Origin of the sequence: Paenibacillus thiaminolyticus (assembly GCF_007066085.1) — a bacterium.
Taxonomy (GTDB): domain Bacteria; phylum Bacillota; class Bacilli; order Paenibacillales; family Paenibacillaceae; genus Paenibacillus_B; species Paenibacillus_B thiaminolyticus.
Genome location: NZ_CP041405.1, coordinates 3,182,756 through 3,206,981, shown reverse-complemented (window position 1 = coordinate 3,206,981; position 24,226 = coordinate 3,182,756). Strand labels below are relative to the sequence as shown.

The following is a 24,226-nucleotide window of genomic DNA, read 5'->3' as shown; positions in this document are numbered from 1 at the left end:
AGGGGCGGTTACCGGGGCATCAGCTATGCTTTTTCAAAAATTCAAATGTTCTCCCTAATGTTTTTTCGGCATGGGGGGAAGTAAAGTCAAATTGATATTCATGGCCCAATTCGGGATTGGTGCCTTCAAATAATACACTATCCACTTCGACGCCGTTCTGAACGAGAACGTCGATGAGATCGGCGGAATGCGGCGCCAATGGATCGACGTCTCCCACGGTAAGAAAGACAGGGGGGTAATCCGGCGTGACATGGTTAATCGTGGACATCTCGTCCAGCCGGGAGAAGGTGGCGAAATCTTTAACTCCCGTATAGGACCAAAAAACCGACTTCACTCCAAGCCGCAGAATAAAAGAGGACTGGGACTGAGTCATTCTATCCATATTGTAAAGACCGCAGTATAAGAGGGCGCCTTTGAGTTGATTTTTATCGACGGAGGGCTGTATCCCCATCGACTTTGCCAGGTTTTCATTTGTTATGACGGCTGCAGTTTGACTGGCGATCTGGGCTCCCGCCGAATCGCCGCCAATAAATAACCGGCTCATGTCGCCGCCGTATTGCCCAATATGGTCCTGTAAATATATCAGCGCTTGGTTGGCCTGAATGACGGGCCCCGGATATTTCTGCCCCGGAGCAAGAGCGTAGTTGATATTGGCAACGACATACCCCTCATTGGCGAGTGCCATTCCATACTCTTGCGTTTGCTCTTTATTCCCGGATACGAATCCCCCTCCATGTATCCACATAATTACGGGGAGAGCCTTGTCGGCGTTTTGCGGATAGTAGATGTCGAGGAGGCTATTCTCTATTCCGTGCTCATCATACACAATATCTTTTACGACGTGGATTTGCTTAGTGATTGTCTCGATGTTGCTGGGCGACGCAAAGGGCTTCCATTCGAAAAGCTGCTTAATGATCAGGGCGTTAAGCGAAGGCGTAAACTGACCGATGATATATATGAGCAATACAGGAATAACCAAGATAGCCGCGATAACGGTGCCAAGTATCCATCGTGTAATTCGGTGACGTGATTGCTTTGTTCTCATTCGAATCAACCCTTCCTTTCTCGTTGTCGTTGCTTCCTTGGCTAGTTGACCCGCTAATGCAAGTATGGAGATTGTAACATAAGGAGGGTGGTCAGGAAAAATGGCCTTCCCCTTGTAGGGTTGACCTATGGTTCGAATCGACATTTTCCGCATGATGCGTAATATCGAGCCTCGTGCAGGCCGGAAAAAGATGTTGAATTTCGCTTGTTCTTAGAGGAATTGGCGTGCGGGTGTCGAATATGTAGAGGCTAATCTTTTATAACGTAGGGTGTGATGATTTGATAGAAATGCAGGATGTGTGGAAGACATACCAGGACGGGTCGCATGCATTGCGCGGGGTCTCTGTCCGAATTGACAAGGATGAGTTCGTCTATGTGGTTGGTCCTTCCGGAGCGGGGAAATCAACCTTTATGAAGCTGATATACAGAGAGGAAATTCCGACGAAAGGACAGATTGTCGTCAGCGGGTTCAATATCGGGAAGCTGAAGCAGCGCAAGATTCCGTTCGTGCGGCGCAATATCGGCGTTGTGTTCCAGGATTTCCGTCTGCTGCCCAAGCTTACCGCTTATGAAAATGTAGCCTTCGCAATGGAAGTCATCGAGGCTCCGCCGAAGGTCATTAAGCGCCGGGTGCCTGAGGTGCTCGAGCTGGTCGGCTTGAAGCATAAGGCATCGAGTCTGCCTGCCCAATTGTCTGGGGGGGAGCAGCAGCGAATTGCAATCGCCCGGGCGATTGTGAACAATCCTTCGGTTATCGTCGCGGACGAGCCGACCGGCAACCTCGACCCCGAGAACTCTTGGGGCATTATGAAGCTGCTGGAGGAAATCAATTACCGCGGAACGACCATTGTCATGGCGACGCACAACAAGGACATCGTCAATGCCATGCGTCAGCGGGTTATCGCGATTGAGCACGGACATATCGTGCGGGATGAGGTACGGGGGGAATACGGATATGACTTTTAATACGTTGGCCCGCCATCTGAGAGAAGGCAGCAAGAGCTTATTCCGCAACGGATGGATGTCATTCGCCTCCGTAAGTTCGATCGTAATCTCTCTGTTCATTCTCGGTGTATTCATGGTATTGTCCATCAACGTCAATGAGATTACGAACAATATTGATAATCAAGTGCAGATTCGGGTCTTCCTTCAACTGGATGTGACGCCGGAGGAGACGAAGCTGCTGGAGACCGATATCGGCAATATGTCCGAGGTCAGCAAGGTCGTCTTCATCTCGAAGAAGGAAGGAATGAAGCTGCTGGAGCAGCAAATGGGCGAAGACGGCAAGGAACTGCTCGCCGGGTACAACGACGAGACCAATCCGCTGCCGGATTCCTTCACGGTTGATGTGTACGAGCCGGATCATGTGCCGATCGTCGCCAAAAAAATCACAATGCTGAACGAGACGAACAGCGCCAAGCCGATCTGGAAGGTGCAGTACGGCAAGGGCACCGTCGAGACGCTGTTCAAAGTCACCTCGACCATCCGCAACTTCGGGCTGCTTGTCGTTGCCGGGCTGGCCGTTACGGCGATGTTCCTCATTTCGAATACGATTAAGGTGACGATTATGGCGCGCCAGCGCGAGATCGGCATTATGAAGCTGGTCGGCGCGACGAATTCATTCATTCGCGGACCGTTCTTCGTCGAAGGAGCCCTGCTCGGCATCATTGGCTCGGTGGTGACCATCGCATTGCTATTCTACGGGTATCAGCAGCTGACCACGCATTTTGAGTTCGGACTGATGATTATTAAGCTGGTTCCCCTGGCGGATATTTGGCTGCTCGTGGGCGGAACGCTGCTTGGCCTCGGCGTCGTCATCGGCGTATGGGGGAGCACGATTTCGATACGGAAGTTCTTGAAGGTATAATCCTTTTTTCAAAATAGGACACTCGATGCAGATGCACCAGATGACCAGGTAAGGAGGAGCCGTGTTGACGAAGCAAGGATGGAAGAAGAAATGGATTGCCCTGATAGCAGGGGGCGCTCTTCTATTAACACTCGTGCCGCCGACGGTTGGGGAAGCGTCGGAGCTGGATAAAGTGAACAAGCAGCTTCAGGACCTGCAGCGGCAGATGCAGGAAGCGGAGCAGAAGCAGCAGGAGGCCGATGCCCAGAAAGCGCAGGCCGAGAAGCTGATTAAGAAAACGACCAAGGATCTGAATTATGTTGTCGGCGAGATCGAGAAGAAGACGAAGGAAATGCTCGATCTGACGCTCGAAATCGACCAGACGGAGGCGAATCTGGAGGAGGCGGCCCAAGAACTGGAGGATATCAAGCACCGGATTGCCGAACGGGAGAAGCTGCTCGATTCGCGCGTGCAGCTGATGTATACGAACGGCGCCGTCTCTTATATCGATGTCTTGTTCAGCGCCACAAGCTTCTCCGACTTCGTCGATCGGCTCGATTCGATGCAGACGATCGCTTCGCGGGACAAGGAAATATTGACCGAGCATAAGCGCGACAAGGAGCTGGCCGTCGTCAAGAAGCAGGAGATCGAGACGGAGCTGAAGCGGGTCAAGCTGCTGTACGCCAAGCTGGATGAAGCGAAGAAGAACTTGCAGCTGAAGGAAAAAGAGAAGAAGGTCATGATCGCCAGCTACGAGAAAGAGGCGGAAGACAATCACGGCATAAGCGAAGAGCAGGAGCGTCTTCTGATGGAATTCGCCAAGCAGCGCGCCGAGCTGATTCGCAAAAAGAATGAGCTGAATGCGCAGCGCCAGCAGCGAAAGACGGGCCAAACGTCGCGGAAAGTATATACGTACTCCGGCGGCAAGCTCGGTCTGCCGCTGCAGGCTGACTACTACATTTCTTCGCCGTTCGGTTACCGCACGGATCCGATCACCGGCGCCAAAAGCGCGTTCCACAGCGGCATTGACATGGCGACCCCGGGCGGGACGGCAATCTATGCGGCCGAGGACGGAGCGGTTATCGTAGCCGAGTGGTATGGGGGATATGGCAATTGTGTTATAATTGATCACGGTAACGGGCTCTGGACGCTGTATGGCCATATTCGCCCGGGCGGCATCAAGGTTCAGAAGGGCGATATCGTCAAGCGTGGCGACAAAATCGCGGAAGTGGGCCAGACCGGCCGCGCGACGGGCAACCACCTTCATTTCGAGGTGCGGCTGAATGGCGAACAGGTGAATCCGGACACTTATCTCAAATAAAATGCACTGCAATGGCATATACTAGTAAAGACCTAAGCATGCGCATATGGACAAGACAAAGGCGGTGATTCAATGTCGTTCAAAGGACGGACGGTCGCCTTACTTGTAGGGGCGGCAGTGCTGGCGAGCAGCGTGGTGACGCTGGCTGCGGTGGATTTGCCCACTCTGGCCAGCGGAGGACAAGCGGCGGCCACAGGCAAAGGCTTGTCCCCACAGGAGATGCAGAAGATCAATTCCGCTCTCGGCATTATTGAAAATAAGTATGTAACCCCGGTAGAACGCGAGAAGATTGTGAACGGGGCTGTACATGGCATGATCTCGGCACTGCAGGATCCTTACTCCTCTTATATGGAGGCGGAGGAAGCCGAACAATTCAATCACAGCATCGAAGGCGCCTTTACGGGCATCGGCGCGGAAGTGACGATGGAGAATGGCGAGGTCACGGTCGTATCCCCGATCAAGGGCTCGCCTGCGGAGAAGGCGGGCGTGAAGCCGAAGGATGTGCTTCTTTCTGTCAACGGCGAGAGCCTGGCAGGCAAGACGCTGAATGAAGCCGTGGAGAAGATTCGCGGCCCGAAAGGCACCAAGGCGAAAATCACGATCAAGCGCGCCGGCCAATCCGATCCGATTGAGCTGACGGTCGTCCGCGACGAGGTGGACTTCGAGACGGTCTATCCGAAGATGCTGGATGACAAGATTGGATATATCGAGGTACGCCAGTTCTCGATGAACACGTTCGAGCGCTTCAAGGAAGAACTCGAGAAGCTGGAGAAGCAGGGCATGAAGGGCCTTGTCATCGACGTGCGCAGCAACCCGGGCGGGGTGCTCGATATCGTGCAGAAGATGACGGAGCAGTTCGTTCCGAAGGGCAAGACGATCGTGCAGGTGGAGAACCGCAATAAGGAGCGCGACAAGTACAACTCCCAAGGAACTTCCACCGCCGTGAAGCCGTATCCGATCGCGGTGCTGACCAACAAGGGCAGCGCGAGCGCATCCGAGATTATGGCGAGCGCGTTGAAGGAATCCGCCGGAGCGAAGCTGGTCGGCGAGCATACCTTCGGCAAAGGAACGGTGCAGACGAGTTATGATTCGGGCGACGGCGGGCTGATCAAGATTACGATCGCGAAGTGGCTCACTCCGGACGGCAATTGGATTCATGAAAAAGGCATCGAACCGGATATTGTTGTTCATCAGCCGGACTATTACAGCGTCGCGCCGATTCCGAAGGACAAAGTGCTCAAGTTCGATATGAACGATGCGGACGTGAAAAATATGCAGCTTATGCTGGATGGTCTCGGTTATAAGCCGGGCCGGACGGACGGCTATTTCTCCAAGGAGACCGAAGCCGCTCTGAAGTCGTTCCAGAGCGCCGCTGGATTGAGCGCGAACGGCCAGGCGGACGCGAAGACGGCGGAGAAGCTGGAAGCCGATATTTTGAAGGCGATGCGTGATCCGAAGAATGATGCGCAATTGAAAAAAGCGGTAGAAACGGTGAAGCAGGAAATTCGCTAACCGCCGTCGAATAGGGAAAGGAAGGTCGCAAGCTTGAACTTGCCGGCCTTCCTTTTTTCAGGTATACGGAAAAGTATGAGATTGAGCTATACGTGGCTTCGATTCCCCGCAGCAGCGCTGTCCTCGCTTGGAGCGGGACCGCGTCTCTGCTTGTGACATGGCAAGTCGCATATTCGAAAGGGGTGAATGAAGTGGACCTCCTTACGGAAATTGGCGTTCATTTGGCGGAAGCGCTGCTTCAGTGGCTGCTGTCGCCTTTTTATTGGGTATCCATTCTATTGATTGCACTCATCTATCGCAGACAGATGCTGCTCGAGCGAAGGCTGTTCGCGGTGAAGATGCATAGCTGGATCGAGCATACGTGGCATGCCTGGCTGGGCGGGCTGCTGGCGGGCCTCGCCGTCTCGGCCGCGGCGATCGGCCTGGGCATCTCCTTCACGTCGGAAGCGATAATCGCGCTCTGGACGGTCGCGCTGCTGCTCTTATTATTCCGCGTCCGGTTCTTATGTCTTGCTTATTCGGGGGGCGTGCTCGCGCTGGCGCAGTTCGCGCTGAACACGTTCGCCCCGGCCTGGGCGCCGGAAGGCTTCCTCGCGCCGTTCGTGGCCGCTATCCGGGAGATGGATGCGGCGGGGCTGCTCATCCTGGTGGCGCTGCTGCACGCGGCGGAGGCCTGGCTTATCCGCAAGCAGTCCGCGCGCATGGCCGGCCCGTTGTTCATGGAGAGCAAGCGGGGCCGGATTGTCGGCGCCTATCAGATGCAGAGCCTGTGGCCGCTTCCGCTGCTGCTGCTCTTTCCGTCGGTGACGACGGGAACGCCGCTTCCGTGGACGCCGCTCCTGGGCACGGGGTGGGAGCACGGCTGGACGCTGATCGCGTTCCCGGTCGTCATCGGCTTCTCCGAGCTGACCTACACCCGTCTGCCGCAGGAGAAGGCCGCGGTCAGCGCCTCGCGCTTGTTCGCCTATGCGGCGATTCTGCTTACGCTCGGGCTGGCGGCTTCCTGGTGGCCGCCGCTTGTCCCGCTGGCGGCGATCGCGGCGCTTGGGCTGCATGAAGCGCTCATCTGGCTCAGCCGCCGCGAGGAGAACGAGCGCAGCCCGGTCTTCACGCATGATCCGCTCGGGCTGCGTGTGCTGGCGGTGCTGCCGGGAAGTCCGGCGGAAGCGCTCGGCATTCGGATTGGCGAAGTCATCGCCAAGGTGAACGGCGTCCCGGTGCGCACGAAGGAGCAGCTGCATCAGGGGCTGCGCGCCAATGCCGCGTTCTGCAAGCTGGAGGTATATAACCGGGACGGCGAGGTGCGCTTCCTGCAGCGCGCGCTCTATGCCGGCGAGCATCATCAGCTCGGCGTCCTGCTCGCGCCGGACGATCGCGTCGCCTTCGTCGCCGTGACGCGTCAGCCGTCGCTGTTCGCGCTGCTGAGGATGCCTTGGACGAAGCTGAAGACGATGCTAGGCCGTCCGGAACCGGAGCCAGGAGCGGAACAGCCGGGCTTAGGCGCGGCGGATGCCCCGGAGGCGAAGCCGGTAGATACTTCAGCGACATAATGGTGCGACATCGTGGATAGAAGAAAAGCGAGAAGCTCCCTCCTGTGCTCAGGCGCAGGCGGGAGCTTTTATTTGTCGTTCTCTATTGATGTTTTTCGTTGTGCACAGATGGGTGTCTAGGTTGTGGATATCCTGTGGGTATTCGGGATAAGCATCGTCATTGACAGTCTTTTTATGTGGATAACTTGTTAGTAAATAAAAAAAGGAGGGGATAACTCCCCTCCAGGATGTGTATAAACGGTGGGTAATGGGGATAGTCTACTGCACCATGCTGCGCAGCACGATAATCTCCACCCGCCGATTCTGTTGGCGGTGCTCTTCCGTGTCATTATCCACAACCGGCCGCGTCTCGCCATAGCCGGCGATCTGGAACTGGTCGGCGTCCAGCTTCTTGTCGTCGACGAAGAAGCGGAGAACGGACAGGGCCCGGGCTGCGGACAGCTCCCAATTGTCCTTGTAGCGTCCGCCGGAAGCGAACGGGAGATTGTCCGTATGCCCTTCGATGCTGACCATCGTGTCCAGCTGCGGCAGCAGGGTAGCCAGCTTGTCCAGGGTCGGCAAGGCTTTGTCCTTCAGCTCGGCACGGCTCAAATCGAATAGCAGCCGGTCGCTGAGCCGAATCGAGATCCCTTTGGGGATATCCGTCACTTCGATCTGGCCGCCCAGATCGTTGTCGTTGATGTACTCCTGAATCACTCCCATGAAGTTCTTCAGCTGTTCTTCCTGCTTGCGGAACGCCAAGTCCTTGTCGGTCAGTACGCCGATGGCGACCGGTTTCTCTTCCTCGACTTCTCCGGAGCCCCCGTCCTCGGCGGTCTTCAGCGCTCCTGTCTGGCCGGGCTTCGTGTAGGCTCCGTCCAGGATGCCCGCGCCTTGGTCCATCGGAGTGTTGCCGCTCTTGAACGATTGCTGGAGCGTCTCGGACAGCGAGTGGTACTTGACGGCGTCTACCTGGCTCATGGCGTACATAATAACGAAAAAAATGAGCAGCAGCGTAATCAAATCGGCATAGGTGATAAGCCAACGTTCATGGTTGGCGGCTTCCTGGGCCCGTTGTCTACTTCTGCGTCTCATGGATCATCCCCCGCTTCATCAACGGATCCGCCTTGAGCGACTCGAACGCATCCTCGGCAAGCAGGAAGGAGCTCAGCTTTTTGCGCACGATCTGCGGGTTCTCACCTGCCTGAACGGCGAGAATGCCGTACTCCATCATCTCCATGATGCGGATGTCGTCTGCGCTGCGCTCTTTAATCTTGCTAGCGATAGGCAGATAGATGACGTTGGCGGTCGCTACGCCGTACAGGGTCGCCGTGAAGGCGACGGCAATCGCAGGTCCGAGCATGGAAGGATCGTTCAGGCTGCCGAGGACGTGAATCAGTCCCATGACCGTACCGAGAATCCCCATCGTCGGAGCGAAGCCGCCGGCGGCTTCGAATATTTTGGCATAGCCTTCGTGCTTCTCGGCGATTGCGTCCATCTCGAGCTCAAGCATCTGCTTCACCAGCTCGGGTTCCGTGCCGTCGATGACCATCATCATGCCGCTTCGCAAATATTCATTCTCGTGCCGCTGCACCGTGTCTTCCAGGGACAGCATTCCTTCGCGGCGCGCTACCGTGCTCAACGCCACGATATCGTCGATGAGCTTCTCAGGCTGAGGCGCGCGGTGCGCGAAGGCCATCTTCAGCGCCTGGGGAATGCTGCGGAGCCGCTTGCCCGGGAAGCTGACGACGACTGCGGCGATGGTGCCGCCAATAACGATGAGCGCTGCCGTTTTTTCCCATAAGCCGCCAATATTTCCGCCTTCCCACAAGAAACCGCCGATGAGCGCGGCTAATCCTGCGATAATCCCGATGACTGTTGTTTTATCCATACTGTAATCCTCTCCCATTTAACATTTCCCATTTGCATCCATACCGTGAAAAGAGTATAATCGAAAGGGAACAAACATTCTTATTTGTGGCTGTATATGGCAGCCGATTGGCGATGTTTGCGAGTTGTGTACTCTTTCACGTATAGAAGTTCGCGGGGGCGAGAAGGCCGTTCGTGGGCGGAACCCCGCTTCTTTCCACTTGCTTGTCTGATCCTATTATCGGGTCATTATCGGGTAAAGTTTAGGGAGCGGCAATTTACGCAGATTTTGGCCTGTTATTTGGTTCGGGAGACCTACAGAACCGCTGGAATTGGGCCTGAGCGGAAATGTGGCCCGTTCGGGAAGGCTTATTCCGGGAACGAAGCGGCAAGCTGCGGAACATGAAGCCCATGACAGCAAGCTTCTTCTTGCTCACGGGTTGAGCATATCGATTATTATTTGGAAGAAAGTGCGGTGAAGCTATGGCGGAATGGGAAGTGTTGACGAAGCCGTTTGAGCTGGTATCGGAATTTGCGCCACAGGGAGATCAGCCGGGAGCGATCGACAAGCTGGTCGAGGGCGTGCATGAGGGCAAGCGCCATCAGACGCTGCTTGGAGCGACGGGCACGGGGAAGACGTTCACGATTGCCCAGACGATCGCCAAGTTGAACAAGCCGACGCTGGTCATTGCCCACAACAAGACGTTGGCGGCCCAGTTGTGCAGCGAGTTTCAGGAATTTTTCCCGAACAACGCTGTATCCTACTTCGTCAGCTATTACGATTATTATCAGCCGGAAGCGTACATTCCGTCTTCCGATACGTATATTGAGAAGGATTCGAGCATCAACGAAGAGATCGACAAGCTGCGCCACTCGGCGACGAGCTCGTTGTTCGAGCGGCGGGACGTCATTATCGTCGCCAGCGTGTCATGCATCTATGGCTTGGGATCTCCGATGGAATACGGGAATCTGGTCCTGTCCTTGCGGACGGGGATGGAGAAGCCGCGCAATGCGATTCTGGCCAAGCTGGTCGATATTCAGTATCAGCGCAATGATCTGAACTTCATCCGGGGCACGTTCCGGGTGCGCGGCGATGTCATTGAGATCTTCCCGGCCTCGAAGAGCGAGCATGCCGTCCGCGTCGAGCTGTTCGGGGATGAGATCGAGCGTATCACCGAGATTGACGTGCTCACAGGCGAGATTATCGGCGAGCGCGATCATATCGCCATCTTCCCGGCATCTCACTTCGTTACGGCGGAGGAGACGATGAAGATCGCATTGAAAAATATCGAGCGCGAGCTGGAGGAGCGGCTCGAAGAACTGCGGAGCCAGGGCAAGCTGCTAGAAGCGCAGCGGCTCGAGCAGCGGACTCGGTACGACATTGAGATGATGCAGGAGATGGGCTTCTGCTCCGGCATCGAGAACTATTCCGGACCGTTGACATTCCGGGAGCCCGGGGCGACGCCGTATACGCTGATGGACTACTTCCCGGATGATTTCCTCGTCGTCGTCGATGAGTCGCACGTGACGCTGCCGCAGATTCGGGGAATGTACAACGGGGACCGGGCGCGGAAGGAAGTGCTCGTAGAGCACGGGTTCCGGCTGCCTTCGGCCTTGGATAACCGGCCGCTTCGCTTCGAGGAATTCGAATCGAAGGTGCCGCAGGCCATCTATGTCTCGGCGACGCCGGGTCCTTATGAGCTGGAGCATTGCCCGACGATGATCCAGCAGATTATCCGGCCTACCGGATTGCTTGATCCGGTCGTCGAGGTGCGGCCGACGAAGGGGCAGATCGACGATCTGCTTGAAGAGATTCGTCTGCGTCTGAAGAAGGACGAACGGGTGCTGGTCACCACCTTGACGAAGAAAATGGCCGAGGATCTGACCGATTATTTTAAGGAAATCGGAATCAAGGTCCGCTATCTTCACTCGGACGTCAAGACGCTGGAGCGGATGATGCTGCTTCGCGATTTGCGTCTTGGGGTATATGATGTGCTAATCGGGATTAACCTGCTAAGAGAAGGGCTTGATCTGCCGGAAGTGTCGCTTGTCGCCATACTGGATGCGGATAAGGAAGGCTTCCTGCGCGCCGAGCGATCGCTCATTCAGACGATCGGGCGGGCGGCCCGGAATGCCGACGGCCACGTCATCATGTATGGGGACAAAATGACCGAATCCATGGATAAGGCGATTAAGGAGACGGAGCGGCGCCGCACCATTCAGATGGCGTACAACGAGAAGCATGGCATTACGCCGCAGACGATTCGGAAGAAAATCCGCGAAGTCATCGAGGCGACGAAGACGGCAGAGTCGAAGACGGGCTATGATGTCAGCGCGTCAGTGGATAAGATGTCGAAGAAGGATCGCCAGACGGTCATTCAGCGGCTGGAGAAGGAAATGAAGGATGCGGCCAAGAACCTGCAGTTCGAGCGCGCGGCCGAGCTGCGCGACGCCTTGATGGAATTGCGGGCGATGGACTAGAATTTAGAGGCTTGACGAGGTTCGAGTGGACCCGAAGCGGGAGGTTAAAACATTGGCGAGTGAACATATCGTGATCAAAGGGGCGCGGGCCCACAACCTGAAAAATATTGATGTAACGATTCCGCGCGACAAGTTCGTCGTGCTCACCGGATTGAGCGGCTCGGGCAAATCCTCGCTGGCGTTCGATACGATTTATGCCGAAGGCCAGCGCCGTTATGTGGAGTCGCTCTCCGCCTATGCGCGCCAGTTCCTCGGGCAGATGGAGAAGCCGGACGTAGATTCGATTGACGGCCTGTCGCCCGCCATCTCCATCGACCAGAAGACGACGAGCCGCAACCCGCGTTCCACCGTTGGAACGGTAACGGAGATTTACGACTATTTGCGGCTGCTGTACGCGCGGATTGGGCGGCCTCATTGTCCGGTACACGGCCTCGAGATTACGTCGCAGACGGTCGAGCAAATGGTAGACCGCATTATGGCGTATCCGGAGCGGACCCGGCTGCAGATTCTGGCGCCGGTTATCTCCGGGCGCAAGGGCGAGCATAAGGGCGTCTTCGCCGACATTCAGAAGCAGGGCTTCGTGCGGGTGCGCGTCGACGGCGAGATTCGTGACGTGTCGGAGACGATCGAGCTGGAGAAGAACCGGAAGCATAATATTGAAGTGGTCGTCGACCGGATTGTCGTGAAGGACGATGTGCAGGCGCGGCTGGCCGACTCGATCGAGACGGCGCTCCATATGTCGGGCGGGCGGATTATCGTCGATATCATCGGCGAAGAAGAGCTGGTCTTCAGCTCGAATCTGGCTTGTCCGGAGTGCGGCTTCAGCATCGATGAGCTGTCGCCACGAATGTTCTCCTTCAACAGTCCGTTCGGCGCTTGCCCGGATTGCGACGGTCTCGGCGTCAAGATGATCGTCGATCCGGAGCTGCTCGTTCCGGACTCCCAGAAGACGATCGAGGACGGCGCGTTCGAGGCGTGGGCAGGCAGCACGTCGAACTACTACCCGCAGTTCCTGCAGTCAGTATGCGAGCATTACGGCATACCGACGGACGTGCCGGTGTCGCAGCTGGAGCCAGAGCAGATGACGAAGCTGCTGCATGGCACGGGAGGAGAGAAGGTGCGCTTCCGCTACGAGAACGACTTCGGTCACAAGAAGGAAGCGCAGGTGGCGTTCGAGGGGATTATTCATAACCTGGAACGGCGCTATCGCGAGACGGCATCGGAAGGAATCCGCGAGCATATTGAAGGCTTCATGAGCGCCAAGCCATGCGGCACCTGCAAAGGGCATCGGCTGCGCAAGGAAAGTCTCGCCGTTACCATCAATGATCAAAATATAGCGTATGTGACGGCGCTCTCTATTGGGGAGGCGCAGCGTTTCTTCTCGGGTCTGGAGCTGACGGAGAAGGAGCAGTTGATCGCCCATCTCATTCTGAAAGAGATCAACGCCCGGCTTGGCTTCCTGGTGAACGTCGGGCTGGATTACTTGACGCTAAGCCGCGCGGCGGGAACGCTGTCCGGCGGTGAAGCCCAGCGCATCCGGCTTGCGACCCAGATCGGGTCCAGCCTGATGGGCGTGCTGTATATATTGGACGAGCCGAGCATCGGGCTGCATCAACGCGACAACGATCGCTTGATTCAGACGCTGGAGCATATGCGCGATCTCGGCAACACGCTTATCGTCGTCGAGCATGACGAGGACACGATGCTAGCGGCGGACCATATTATCGATATCGGTCCGGGCGCCGGAATTCACGGCGGGCAGGTTATCGCCGAAGGGACGCCGGAAGAGATCATGAAGGACAAGCATTCGCTTACCGGCCAATATTTGAGCGGTCGCAAGTTCATTCCGGTCCCGTCGAAGCGCCGCGCGCCCGACGGCCGATGGCTCGAAATCGTCGGCGCCAAGGAGAACAATCTGCGCAGCGTGAACGTGAAGTTCCCGCTTGGCGTGTTCACGGCGGTGACCGGCGTCTCCGGCTCCGGCAAATCGACGCTCGTGAACGAGATTTTGTATAAGACGTTGGCGAGGGATCTGAACCGGGCGAAGGTGCGTCCCGGCCAGTACAAGGAGATCCGCGGCCTCGATCATATCGACAAGGTCGTCGATATCGACCAATCGCCTATCGGACGGACGCCACGCTCTAACCCGGCGACCTATACCGGCGTATTCGATGATATCCGCGATCTGTTCTCGACGACGAATGAAGCGAAGATTCGCGGCTACAAGAAGGGCCGCTTCAGCTTCAACGTCAAGGGAGGCCGTTGCGAGGCCTGCCGGGGCGACGGAATTATCAAGATTGAGATGCACTTCCTGCCCGATGTATACGTTCCTTGCGAAGTGTGCAAAGGCAAACGGTACAACCGGGAGACGCTGGAAGTGAAATATAAAGGCAAGAGCATCGCCGATGTGCTGGAGCTGACGATCGAGGATGCGGCGGAGTTCTTCCAGAACGTGCCGCGTATTCAACGCAAAATCCAGACGCTGCTTGATGTCGGGCTTGGCTACATGAAGATGGGCCAGCCGGCGACGACGCTGTCCGGGGGCGAAGCCCAACGGGTGAAGCTCGCGGCGGAGCTGCATCGCCGCAGCACAGGCAAGACGTTCTATATTCTCGACGAGCCGACGACCGGTCTTCACGTCGCGGATATCGACCGTCTGCTGCAGGTGCTGCATCGCCTGGTGGATTCCGGCGAGACGGTACTCGTGATCGAGCATAACCTCGACGTCATCAAGACGGCCGATTACTTGGTTGACCTCGGGCCGGAAGGCGGCAGCGGCGGCGGCACGATTGTGGCAACCGGCACGCCGGAGCAGGTCGTAAAGGTGGCAGGCTCCTATACGGGCCGCTACTTGAAGCCGATTCTGGAACGGGACCGGGAGCGGACCGCACAGCTTGAGACGGCCTGCAGCGTAGCGCAAGAGGCATAAACGCCAAGGAGCGTTCTGTGTGTGCTAAACGGCGAACAACTTACCAAATATATTCAAGAGGCACAGCCCCGAGAGGGCTGTGCCTTCTTTCGTGTTCAGAAGCAAGTTCAAGAAGGGGCATCACATTGCTTGACGAATATACGTTGAAGTCTTACAAACAAACTCCCCAAGTTTCAGGTAAGTAGCTGTATCTGGAAGGGCTTATGGGCAATCTCCCCAAGCTTCAGGTAAGGGCTGTATGTGGAAGGCTTATAGACAATCTCCCCAAGCTTCAGGTAAGTGGCTGTATGTGGAAGCCTTATGGATAATCTCCCCAAGGTTCAGGTACGGGCTGTATGTTGAAGGCTTATGGGTAATCTCCCTAAGGTTCAGGTAAGTAGTTGTATGTTGAAGGGCTTATGGACAATCTCCCCTTGACTCAGGCACCCAAACTATTTGTTTTAAACTCCTATTAGGTATTTTCCCTTGTAGTGACCCGATTCATCTCGATTTCTTTTCGAAAATTTATAACTTTCTTCGATGTAAAACATATCGTCATTTGGATGGAAGGAGAAGCTGATGGGGCCGAGGAGTCCCTATATCCGGCGGTTATTTTCCATTAGTGAATGGAAGAAGACCGAGGGTCCCTGACCTGATGGTATAGTGAAAATAAGAGTTCGTGTCTCCCTGACACGATGGGATAGTGAACATAAGAGTCTGTGGCTACCTGACCTGATGGGATAGTGAAAATAGGAGCCCGGGACACCTTATGCGATGGGATAGTGAAATAAGAGTCCGAGTCACCTGACCCAATGGGAGAGTGGTCGTAAGGAAATAATAGGGAAGTATGAACCCGGTATTCCCCATTCCAGTTCTGTCGATTTTCATTTCTGGCGGAAGTCAGAGAGGGCGGTTTTTACACCTTCACAAATCTGTCGTTGCTTTTTACATTTTTAACCTATAATATGGAAGTGATAATAAGTAGAGTACAATATTAACAAAATAACTAGCGGGAGCCTGCTGAAGCAAGCTGAGAGTACAACTAGTCTGTTGTTGACCGATCGAACCTGTTGGGTAATGCCAGCGTAGGAAGCGAACATGAGGGAACATGTATTGGATTGGCCATGCATGTTTTTTCGCGAATGTTATTTGTTATCAAATGTCTAGCTAACTATGATTTTTCATGTCTTCTTTTTGATACTGCTTCATATACCTCATGTCTATCGGGCAGGATGCTCGTTCTCGTGAAGCGAGAAGAATGTTCTTGCACGTTATGTTCCGTTCTCTGTAACCTTCCTGCAATGGTTTTGTCCTAATAGTCTAGCAATCTATGTAAAGACTCGATTCTACCGGCTTTCGGCAAGCTCCCGCTCGTGAGAAAGGTTGGATGGATCATGATGGTACATCAAGTGTCCGCGCTGATTGACAAGCTGCGGGAAGCTCGACCGCTCGTTCATAATATGACGAATGTGGTGGTGACGAATTTTACGGCGAACGGCTTGCTCGCGTTAGGGGCGTCGCCTGTCATGGCGTATGCGCGTGAAGAAGTGGCCGACATGGCATCTATCGCGGGGGCGTTGGTGCTCAATCTGGGCACTCTCTCCGAGGATACGATAGAGTCGATGATCGTCGCCGGACAGGCTGCCAATGCCCATGGAGTACCCGTGCTGCTCGATCCGGTCGGAGCGGGTGCGACGCGTTATCGGACGGCGTCGGCGCTGCGCGTGCTGCGCGAGGTGCAAGTGTCACTAGTCCGCGGCAATGCCTCGGAATTGGCGAATCTGATTGGTGAACAGCGTGTTATCAAAGGCGTGGATGCAGGGGACTCAGCAGAGGATGAGCGAGTGGAGCTGGCTGTTCGCGCTGCCCGCAGCCTGCAGACGGTTGTGGCCATTACGGGGCCGGAGGATGTCATTACCGACGGACAAGCCGGCTATATCGTGAAGGGCGGGCATCCTCTGCTGGCACAGGTCACGGGCGCGGGCTGCTTGCTGACATCGGTGCTGGGGTCATTCGCCGCCGTGGAGCGGGATGTGCTGCTGGCGGGAGCTGCGGGGCTTGCCTTCTACGCTGCGGCTGCGTACGATGCGGCGGCACGTACGGAAGAGGACGGGCCGGGAAGCTTCCAGATTGCGCTGCTGGACGAGCTGTCCCGCTTGAATCGGGATTCGCTGAAAACGCATACGGAAGTGAAGCCGTTCGAGCCCGCTTTAGCAAAGGAAGGTGAAGCGCGATGACCATATACAAGGCATTGACGATTGCCGGTTCGGACAGCGGCGGGGGAGCCGGGATTCAGGCCGACATCAAGACGTTCCAGGAGCTCGGTGTATTCGGGATGTCGGCGATTGCGGCCATCACGGTTCAGAATACGTTGGGCGTGTCTGGGGTGCATTCAATTCCGACCGAGACTGTCATCGGACAAATGGATGCGATCGGATCCGATCTCGCCCCGGATGCCGTCAAGACAGGCATGCTGTTCAACAAGGAAATTATTATGGCGGTAGCTGACCGCATCGTGCGTTTCGGCTGGAAGGCCGTCGTGGTTGACCCGGTGATGATCGCCAAGGGCGGATCGGAGCTGCTGCAAAAAGAGGCGGTCGAAGCGTTGAAGGAGCACCTGCTGCCGCATGCCCTCGTCGTGACCCCCAATATCCCCGAGGCCGAGGTGCTGACCGGAATTCCGATCCGGACGATGGAGGACCGGCGCGAGGCTGCCAAGCGGCTCAGCGATTGTGGCCCTGCATACGTCGTCATCAAGGGCGGACACAGCGAAGGGGAAGAGCATGTGACGGACCTGCTCTATGACGGCGTGCATTTCACGGAGCTGCACGGGAAGCGGGTTCATACCCGCCATACGCATGGAACCGGGTGCACCTTCTCCGCGGCCATGGCGGCGGAGCTGGCCAAAGGCTCGTCCGTCACCGATGCCGTCGGAACCGCCCGTGCGTTCATCCAGGCGGCGCTGGAAGAGACACTCGGCATCGGCCAAGGCCATGGGCCGACCAACCACTGGGCTTACGGCCGCAGAATGGCGGTGCGCTCATGAGCAGAGTCCGGTCGGAGGAGATGCGCGCTCATCTGCCGCTTTACCTGGTCATGGGCAGCGTGAACTGCCGGATGGATCCGGTTCAGGTAGCCGAAGAAGCGTTGGCGGGTGGCGTGTCGGTGCTGCAATACCGCGAGAAGGGGAGAGGCGCATTAATCGGCGACGATAAAAAGCGGCTGGGAGCCGAGCTGCAAGCGGTGTGCAAGCGGCACGGCGTTCCGTTCATCGTGAACGACGATCTGGAGCTGGCCCTGGAGCTTGGCGCCGACGGCCTCCATATCGGGCAGCAGGATGAGCAGGCCGATCGCGTGCGCTCCCGTATTGGCGGACTCATGCTTGGCGTATCGGCACACACGGTCGAGGAGGCGCGGCTGGCAATAGAGCAGGGAGCGGATTATTTGGGCATCGGTCCCATTTACCCGACCCAATCGAAGGAAGATGCCCTGGAAGCACAGGGTCCCTCTATCATCGGAGACATTCGGGCGGCGGGCATCCATGTGCCGCTTGTCGGCATCGGCGGGATTACGCTCGCGAACGCCGGGGCGGTCATGGAAGCGGGGGCGGATGGCATCGCTGTCATCTCGGCGCTGACCGGCGCGGACGATATTCGGGCGGCCGCGGCCAGCTTCCGCCGGTTGGGGCCGGAATCGGACCAGGGCAAGAGAGTCGCCGGGTCGCGGCGAGCATAGCACAGGGGCGGAGCAGGAGCGTATTGACATTGACTCATTCAATTTTTAGGGAAGGTGGAATTCAGGATGGGTATCGCGAAGGAAGCGGGTACGAAGAAGCTGTTTTTGGCAGGGCCATTCAAGAGCTTGGTAGATGTGGAAACAGGCTGCATGCAGGAGAATGAACAACGTAAGCTGATTCAGCTCATCTCATTTTTTGAAGCGAGAGATTATGATGTTCACAATGCCCATAAACGTGAGGGCTGGGGAAAAGATTTCATGACGCCCGATCAGTGCACAGCCATTGACTTCGAAGAAATTCGCGCCTGCGATCAGTTCGTCGCCTTTCCCGGCTGTCCGGCTTCTCCGGGGACGCATATCGAGATTGGTTGGGCCTCCGCTTTTGGCAAGCCGATCATTTTGCTGCTGGAGGAGGGGAAGGAGTATGCCTTCCTCATTCGGGGGCTAGGCCAGGTGGCCAACGTAACATATATCTATTACCGGGAGGAGCAAGATTATCTATCGGAATTGGAGCGAATGTTCGCTATTTCATAATAGAAGGGGGAGGGGCAAGTGCGCTTCGACCGTTTTCACGAAGCTTATCTGGCTACGCTGGATACCGTCGGCAGCCAGCCGCAATTCCGCAATGCGCCGCGCGGCCATCAGAGCCGCGAGCGGCTGAATTATCAATTCTCTCTAGCGAATCCCGCAGAGCGTATCTGTTATTTGGCGAGCCGCCGCACGAATATCGTATTCAATTTTGCCGAGGCGCTGTGGTACTTGTCTGCCAGGGACGATCTGGACTTTATCGGCTATTACAATCGAAAAATGAGAGAGTACTCGATGAACGGCCAAACGCTTACCGGAACGGCATACGGGCCTAAAATATTCCGCTTCGGAACCAGCCAGGTGAATCAATGGCAGCGAATCGCGGATTTGCTGGGCCAGGATGATCCCGATTCCAAGCGGGCGTTCATTCAAATCTTCGACGCCAACGAGGAGCTTGGCTCCGCCAATATCGATGTGTCCTGCACGTTGGGGCTGCAATTTTTCGTACGGGAGCAGAAGCTGTATGCGATCGCCTACATGCGCGCGAACGATGCGTTCCGGGGGATGGTCAGCGATGTGTTCTCGTTCACGTTCATGCAGGAGCTGCTCGCGCGAGAATTGGGGCTGGAGCTGGGCGATTATTATCATGTTGTCGGTTCGGTACATATCTATCAGCCGGATGACGAGGCGGTGGAGAGAGTGTTGGCCGAAGCCGCATCCGGTACGCAGGGGCAGAGGGACGAATTTCCGGTCATGCCTTCCGGTAATCCATGGCCTCATCTGGAGACGGTCCTGGAATATGAAACGCTGCTGAGAGAAGACCGCGTTGCCTTGTCGGGCCCGGACATCGAGGCGCTGGATCTGCCTGTATACTGGCAGCAGGTTCTGCTGCTATTCAGCTTCTACCAGTCTGTCGCTTACCGGAGGCCTGCGGACGCTTCCGTGTTCCGTGCGTTGTGTCCGCTCTATCAGCGGCTGCTGCATCACAAATGGCCGCAGCAGGCGACGCTATCGCTTCTCGAGCATCATCAGCAAAAATAAGGGGGATTACGATGCAGACTTCGTGGAAGGAAGAGGACGTGGCGAAGCAGTTCGAAGCGTATAACGACATTTTGGAGCAGACGTTGGGGTTCCGCTTCGTGTTCGATCTATTGAAGACCGTTCCCGCCGGCAAGCGGGTGCTGGATTATGGCTGCGGTCCCGGCAAGGTGGCTTACCGCTTGGCGGAAACGGCCGATGTGCAAGTGATTGCCGCAGATGAATCGAGGCATATGCTCGATATCGCCATGCAGAAACGCTCTCACCCCCGGATCGACTATCGCCATATCGAGCAGGATCGGTTAGCATTCCTGGAAGACAACTCGGTAGATGGGGCCATGACCTGCTATGTGTTCATTAATACGAGCAGTCAAGAGCGAATCGCGCGCATTATCGGTGAGATTCATCGGGTGCTGGCTCCGGGCGCTTCCTACGTTATTTTGGATACGCATCCGGATTCGACCGGGATCGATTTCTCGACGTTCCGCAACGGGGTTCCGGGGAAAGTCTACGGGCATGGCGAAACCCGGCAAGAATGGCTTCATCTTCCGAACGGCGAAGAGATGATTCTCCATGACTTCCACTGGCCCAAGGAGATGTACCGGGAGCTTTTGGAGGATGCGGGCTTCCGGCATATCGAATGTATGGAGCCGACGTTGCACGATATTTCGCCGGATGAGTTAAGAAGAATCGAGATGGAGAGCCGGTTCGATCAATGGAAAATGGAGCGGGATTATCCGCCCTTCCTCATTTATCGGGCAGTCAAAGAGGCGTGAATGTAAGGAGGAACGACGTGTTATACGATGCATTTGACGTGTTTTTGTTTGATTTGGACGGTGTCATCTATGTCGGGCCGGAAGCTCTGCCCGGTGCAGTCGAAGCGCTGGACCGTTTGCGCTCCGGAGGGAAGACGATCAGGTTCTTGACCAATAATCCCTGTATGACGCGGGAGCAGACCGCAGCCAGGCTGAACCGTCTTGGTATTGAGGCCATGACGGATGAAGTTATCTCCTCAGGCTGGGCAACGGCATGCTGCCTGCGGGAACGGCAGGTGGGCTCGGTGTATGTGCTCGGGGATGAGCATCTGGAGCGGGAGTGCCGGGAGGCTGGCCTTGACATTGTGGGCGTGAACGACGCCGAGGCCGTCGTGGTCGGCTGGAACGATGATTTGACGCTGCGGGACATCCAAAGCGCGGTGACGCGTATCGCAAATGGCGCCCAGTTCTTCGCCACCAATGCCGATTGGAGCTTCCCGGGCCCTGATGGGCCCATGATGGCGGTTGGGACGGCCGTGGAAGCTATCAAAATGGCTTCAGGCAAGACGCCCTATATCGTAGGCAAGCCTTACCCTTATATGTTCCGGCAAGCGCTGCAGCAGGTGGAGGACTGGTCGCGGGCCATCATGTTCGGGGACACGCCCGATGCGGATATCGTAGGCGCACACCGGATAGGCATCTCGGCGGTTCTTATATCCAGCGGGCCGTATAGCGGATATTCGTCTGCCCGGGATTACCGCAAGCCCGATGCGATTATCCCCGATTTGCGCAGCTTGTGGGATGAAGAGCTGATCCTGGATCGTTGGGTTCACCCGGCTTTTCCTTGGCCGGACGATATCAAGCCTGGAGTGGCGGGCATCGTCATGGACGAACAAGGCAGGGTTCTCCTGATGAAGCGGTCAGACAACGGATGCTGGGGAATCCCATCGGGTCATGTGGAGCGGGGGGAGAGCGTAGAAGAGGCAATCGTGCGGGAAATCCGTGAAGAGACCGGATTGCAGGTGGAAGTCAAGCGGTTGGTCGGCCTGTATTCCGATCCCGAGTCCCAAGTATACACCTACCCGAACGGAGCGGTCAGCCATTTCGTGACGGCATGCTTTCGCTGTGACACGGTGGGAGGAGCGCTTGTTAGAACGGGGGACGAGACGTTGGATGTCAACTTTTTCGAAGTGGACCGACTGCCGGACAATGTGCTCCCGATGAATCCCCGGTGGATCGCGGATGCCTTGGCGGCGGAATCGCTTTGTATTTTCCGTTAGAACGAATCTATTAAGTAAGGATAGCAAGTTCCATTTTAATAGAGGCGGTGATTAGGTTATGTCAAAGATAAAAGGCTTCATTTATAAGCAATTCATGGTTATGCTGGTATTGCTGCTCGTGGTTGTCAGTCCGGCCGGAGCCGGGGCGGCTCTTTCCGACGCTTCTTCCGATATTACGTTGAAGGTGGCAATCTATCCGTACGTGCCCGATCCTTCCCGTTTCCAAGCAGCCGTCCTTGACCAGTGGCAGCAGCTAGAGCCTGGCGTCAGGCTGGAGTTTACGGAATGGGATTCCTATTCCGAGGATCCGCCGGATGATTTGGATGTGTTCGTGCTGGATTCTATTTTTTTAAGCCATTTTGTCGATGGGGGGTATCTGCTGCCCTTCGACAGCCAAGATATCGATCAGGCGGAGGATGTAATCCCTTTTGCTCTGCAAGGAGCGACGCGCAACGGCAAGGTATACGGCCTGCCGCAAATTTTGTGCACGAACCTGCTTTTTTACCGGAAAGGCGATTTGAAGATAGGGCAAGTCAACAATATATATGAGCTGTACAAAAAAATAGGAACCAACCATTCCGAGCAGATTCCGCCTTTGAAAAATAAGGGCTTGTTAATTAATATGGCTGGCGGGACGACGAAGGCGAGCATGTATTTGGAGGCGCTTATCGATGTGACTGGCCAGTATACGGAATATGACCTTCTTCCGCCGCTCGACCCCCTGAATGACAAAGTCATTCGCGGCTTGCGGCTGCTAATTGATATGGCGGGGGAGAAGCCGTCTCAGTATGCTCCTGAGGATGGCGACTCCTATGTAAGAGCGTCGTGGTTCGCGCAAGGCAGCGGAAGGGCCTTCATCGGCTACAGCGAGTCGATGATGCGCATGGGCGAGTATGCGGATCAGGTCCAGTTCAAGACGATTTCCTCATCGGCGGGGCAGGACATTCCTCTTTTCTACAGCGATGTCGTGAGCGTGAACTCCAAGACGGCCTATCCGGAGCTGGCCCAAAAACTGGCGAATATTATGGCTTCCGCGGATACGGTAGAGCAAGCTCTGCGCCCGCAGGCCGATGGCCAATATCCACAGTATCTGTTGCCTGCCCGGCATCAGGTATACGAAGCATTGATGCAAGATTATCCGATTTATTCCGAATTGTCGGGTATCGTGAACCAGCCGTCGAATCGTGTGTTCCGGCTTGGGCCTGAAGTGCGCACGTGGCTGAAGGATGCCAAGCGAGTGCTGCCCGAAGCGCTCGGCTTGACGGACGCCTCGAGCCTGGCGAGCTAAAGCTTCCATATCCCCCTCCATCCGGCGCGTACGGGAGAGGGGGATTGTTGTGTGTGCGGGGAAGGGAAGGAAGCCGGAGCTTGACGAAGCCATGAAAAGGCAGCCGTGAAAAGAGGAAAAAAGGGTCCGGCGCCGAATGTAGTTGTCAATACAGAGGAGAGGTTGATGCAGATGGTTCAGTTGAGTGCGGGAGATCGCAGCGCCCGGGTCCGCGGCATTCTGTTCGACAAGGACGGCACGCTGCTGCAATTTATGAGCTTGTGGGGCTGGTGGGCTGAGAAGGTGCTTCACGACCTGGAGCAGGAGTTGAAAAAAGAGGGCGGCTCCCTGCCGGAGCAGCCTGGATATATATTAGGGGTTATCATTGAAGAGGATGGTTCGATTCGTAGGCATGACCGCCAGGGAGCGCTCGCGATGGGCTCTCCGTCGCAAATGATCGGCATCGCGACGTATTTGCTGCATCGGACGGGGGTGCCGTGGAATGAAGCCTTGCGGCGCGTTACCGCCGTTTTCGAGAACGCGAACGAGCAGGTGCTCGAGCAAGCCAATATCGTGCCGATTACCGGCACCGTCGCATTTCTGGAGCGCTGCAAGGCGTTGGGGCTGACATTGGCCGTCGTCACGGCCGATGACCAGGGACCATCGGAGCAGCATTTGGAGAAGATGGGGATTCGGCATTATTTTGATGCGGTCATCGGTGATGATTGCGTCGAGCGGGGCAAGCCATTCCCGGACATGGTCGAGTTGGCCTGCCGCGAGATCGGCTTGAAGCCGGCGGAAGTCGCCGTCATCGGCGACTCGGTCGGCGACATGGAGATGGGACGCAGCGCCGGAGTAGCGCTGAACATCTTCATCGATGAAGAGCGCGCCTTCCTCGATGCGCCGGCCGCCGCCGATGCGATGATTCGCGCTTATGGTGAGATCGGGCTGCAAGCGTAGGTGGATCGGAATGTGTTGAAAAAAATATCCCCCTCGTTCCGGGATTGCGGAACGAGGGGGGGTGCCCGTTCTTATAAGGCGGAATATATGTTCTGACAAAGGTGATAGTGTGGTATAATATGGGTGCAATAGAATAGGCTCGTTAAGGGTGGT

Annotated in this window: 19 protein-coding genes; 16 read left to right on the top strand and 3 right to left on the bottom strand. The window is 56.2% G+C overall.

The genetic code is table 11. The features are described 5' to 3' along the window. Window positions 1–19 precede the first annotated feature (19 nt). Window positions 20–1,045, bottom strand: coding sequence for an alpha/beta hydrolase (locus FLT43_RS14385; protein WP_244193994.1), 1,026 nt, complete (start codon window positions 1,043–1,045; stop codon window positions 20–22). Window positions 1,046–1,323: 278 nt separating this feature from the next. Between FLT43_RS14385 and ftsE the strand changes: the two genes are divergently transcribed. From ftsE to FLT43_RS14360, 5 genes are all read left to right on the top strand, one after another. Next, entirely contained in the window at window positions 1,324–2,010 is a 687-nt protein-coding gene (ftsE, locus tag FLT43_RS14380) for a cell division ATP-binding protein FtsE (protein WP_087440182.1), read from the top strand. After that, window positions 2,000–2,911 carry a permease-like cell division protein FtsX gene (gene ftsX, locus FLT43_RS14375; RefSeq protein WP_087440181.1) on the top strand — a complete coding sequence of 304 codons (912 nt, stop codon included), beginning with the start codon at window positions 2,000–2,002 and terminating at the stop codon, window positions 2,909–2,911. Before ftsE ends, ftsX begins: the two co-directional genes overlap by 11 nt. Window positions 2,912–2,975: 64 nt before the next feature. Beyond that, window positions 2,976–4,211, top strand: a complete 1,236-nt coding sequence (locus tag FLT43_RS14370) for a murein hydrolase activator EnvC family protein (RefSeq protein WP_087440180.1) — start codon at window positions 2,976–2,978, stop codon at window positions 4,209–4,211. A gap of 72 nt (window positions 4,212–4,283) precedes the next feature. After that, window positions 4,284–5,723, top strand: coding sequence for a S41 family peptidase (locus FLT43_RS14365; RefSeq protein WP_087440179.1), 1,440 nt, complete (start codon window positions 4,284–4,286; stop codon window positions 5,721–5,723). Between the two features lie 191 nt (window positions 5,724–5,914). Beyond that, window positions 5,915–7,273, top strand: coding sequence for a PDZ domain-containing protein (locus tag FLT43_RS14360; protein ID WP_373994934.1), 1,359 nt, complete (start codon window positions 5,915–5,917; stop codon window positions 7,271–7,273). Between the two features lie 258 nt (window positions 7,274–7,531). Here FLT43_RS14360 and FLT43_RS14355 read toward each other — a convergent pair whose 3' ends face one another. Continuing rightward, window positions 7,532–8,347: an OmpA/MotB family protein gene (locus FLT43_RS14355; protein WP_087440178.1), complete on the bottom strand. Its 816-nt coding sequence runs from the start codon at window positions 8,345–8,347 to the stop codon at window positions 7,532–7,534. Continuing rightward, the gene (locus FLT43_RS14350; protein ID WP_087440230.1) at window positions 8,331–9,143 is read right to left on the bottom strand and encodes a flagellar motor protein; all 813 of its coding nucleotides are present in this window, start codon (window positions 9,141–9,143) and stop codon (window positions 8,331–8,333) included. The genes FLT43_RS14355 and FLT43_RS14350 overlap by 17 nt, the downstream gene beginning before the upstream one ends. Window positions 9,144–9,604: 461 nt before the next feature. Here FLT43_RS14350 and uvrB point away from each other — a divergent pair, with 461 nt between their 5' ends. From uvrB to FLT43_RS14295, 11 genes are all read left to right on the top strand, one after another. Then, window positions 9,605–11,602 carry an excinuclease ABC subunit UvrB gene (gene uvrB, locus FLT43_RS14345; RefSeq protein WP_087440177.1) on the top strand — a complete coding sequence of 666 codons (1,998 nt, stop codon included), beginning with the start codon at window positions 9,605–9,607 and terminating at the stop codon, window positions 11,600–11,602. A gap of 52 nt (window positions 11,603–11,654) precedes the next feature. Next, a complete protein-coding gene (gene uvrA, locus FLT43_RS14340; RefSeq protein ID WP_087440176.1) occupies window positions 11,655–14,531 on the top strand; it encodes an excinuclease ABC subunit UvrA in 2,877 nt (958 codons plus the stop codon). Window positions 14,532–15,904: 1,373 nt separating this feature from the next. After that, the gene (gene thiM, locus FLT43_RS14335) at window positions 15,905–16,747 is read left to right on the top strand and encodes a hydroxyethylthiazole kinase (protein WP_087440175.1); all 843 of its coding nucleotides are present in this window, start codon (window positions 15,905–15,907) and stop codon (window positions 16,745–16,747) included. Continuing rightward, a complete protein-coding gene (gene thiD / locus FLT43_RS14330; protein WP_087440174.1) occupies window positions 16,744–17,556 on the top strand; it encodes a bifunctional hydroxymethylpyrimidine kinase/phosphomethylpyrimidine kinase in 813 nt (270 codons plus the stop codon). The genes thiM and thiD overlap by 4 nt, the downstream gene beginning before the upstream one ends. Beyond that, window positions 17,553–18,245, top strand: coding sequence for a thiamine phosphate synthase (thiE, locus tag FLT43_RS14325; protein ID WP_087440173.1), 693 nt, complete (start codon window positions 17,553–17,555; stop codon window positions 18,243–18,245). Before thiD ends, thiE begins: the two co-directional genes overlap by 4 nt. A 66-nt stretch (window positions 18,246–18,311) precedes the next feature. Then, the gene (locus FLT43_RS14320) at window positions 18,312–18,779 is read left to right on the top strand and encodes a nucleoside 2-deoxyribosyltransferase (protein WP_087440172.1); all 468 of its coding nucleotides are present in this window, start codon (window positions 18,312–18,314) and stop codon (window positions 18,777–18,779) included. Between the two features lie 18 nt (window positions 18,780–18,797). After that, a complete protein-coding gene (locus FLT43_RS14315) occupies window positions 18,798–19,814 on the top strand; it encodes a thymidylate synthase (RefSeq protein WP_087440171.1) in 1,017 nt (338 codons plus the stop codon). An 11-nt stretch (window positions 19,815–19,825) separates the two neighbouring features. Then, window positions 19,826–20,587, top strand: coding sequence for a class I SAM-dependent methyltransferase (locus FLT43_RS14310; protein WP_087440170.1), 762 nt, complete (start codon window positions 19,826–19,828; stop codon window positions 20,585–20,587). 17 nt (window positions 20,588–20,604) lie between these two features. Next, window positions 20,605–21,846, top strand: coding sequence for an HAD-IIA family hydrolase (locus FLT43_RS14305; RefSeq protein WP_087440169.1), 1,242 nt, complete (start codon window positions 20,605–20,607; stop codon window positions 21,844–21,846). 58 nt (window positions 21,847–21,904) lie between these two features. Continuing rightward, a complete protein-coding gene (gene bcmE / locus FLT43_RS14300; RefSeq protein ID WP_087440168.1) occupies window positions 21,905–23,134 on the top strand; it encodes a thiamine pyridinylase in 1,230 nt (409 codons plus the stop codon). Between the two features lie 171 nt (window positions 23,135–23,305). Next, the gene (locus FLT43_RS14295) at window positions 23,306–24,073 is read left to right on the top strand and encodes an HAD family hydrolase (RefSeq protein ID WP_087440229.1); all 768 of its coding nucleotides are present in this window, start codon (window positions 23,306–23,308) and stop codon (window positions 24,071–24,073) included. The last annotated feature ends 153 nt before the right edge of the window (window positions 24,074–24,226 follow it).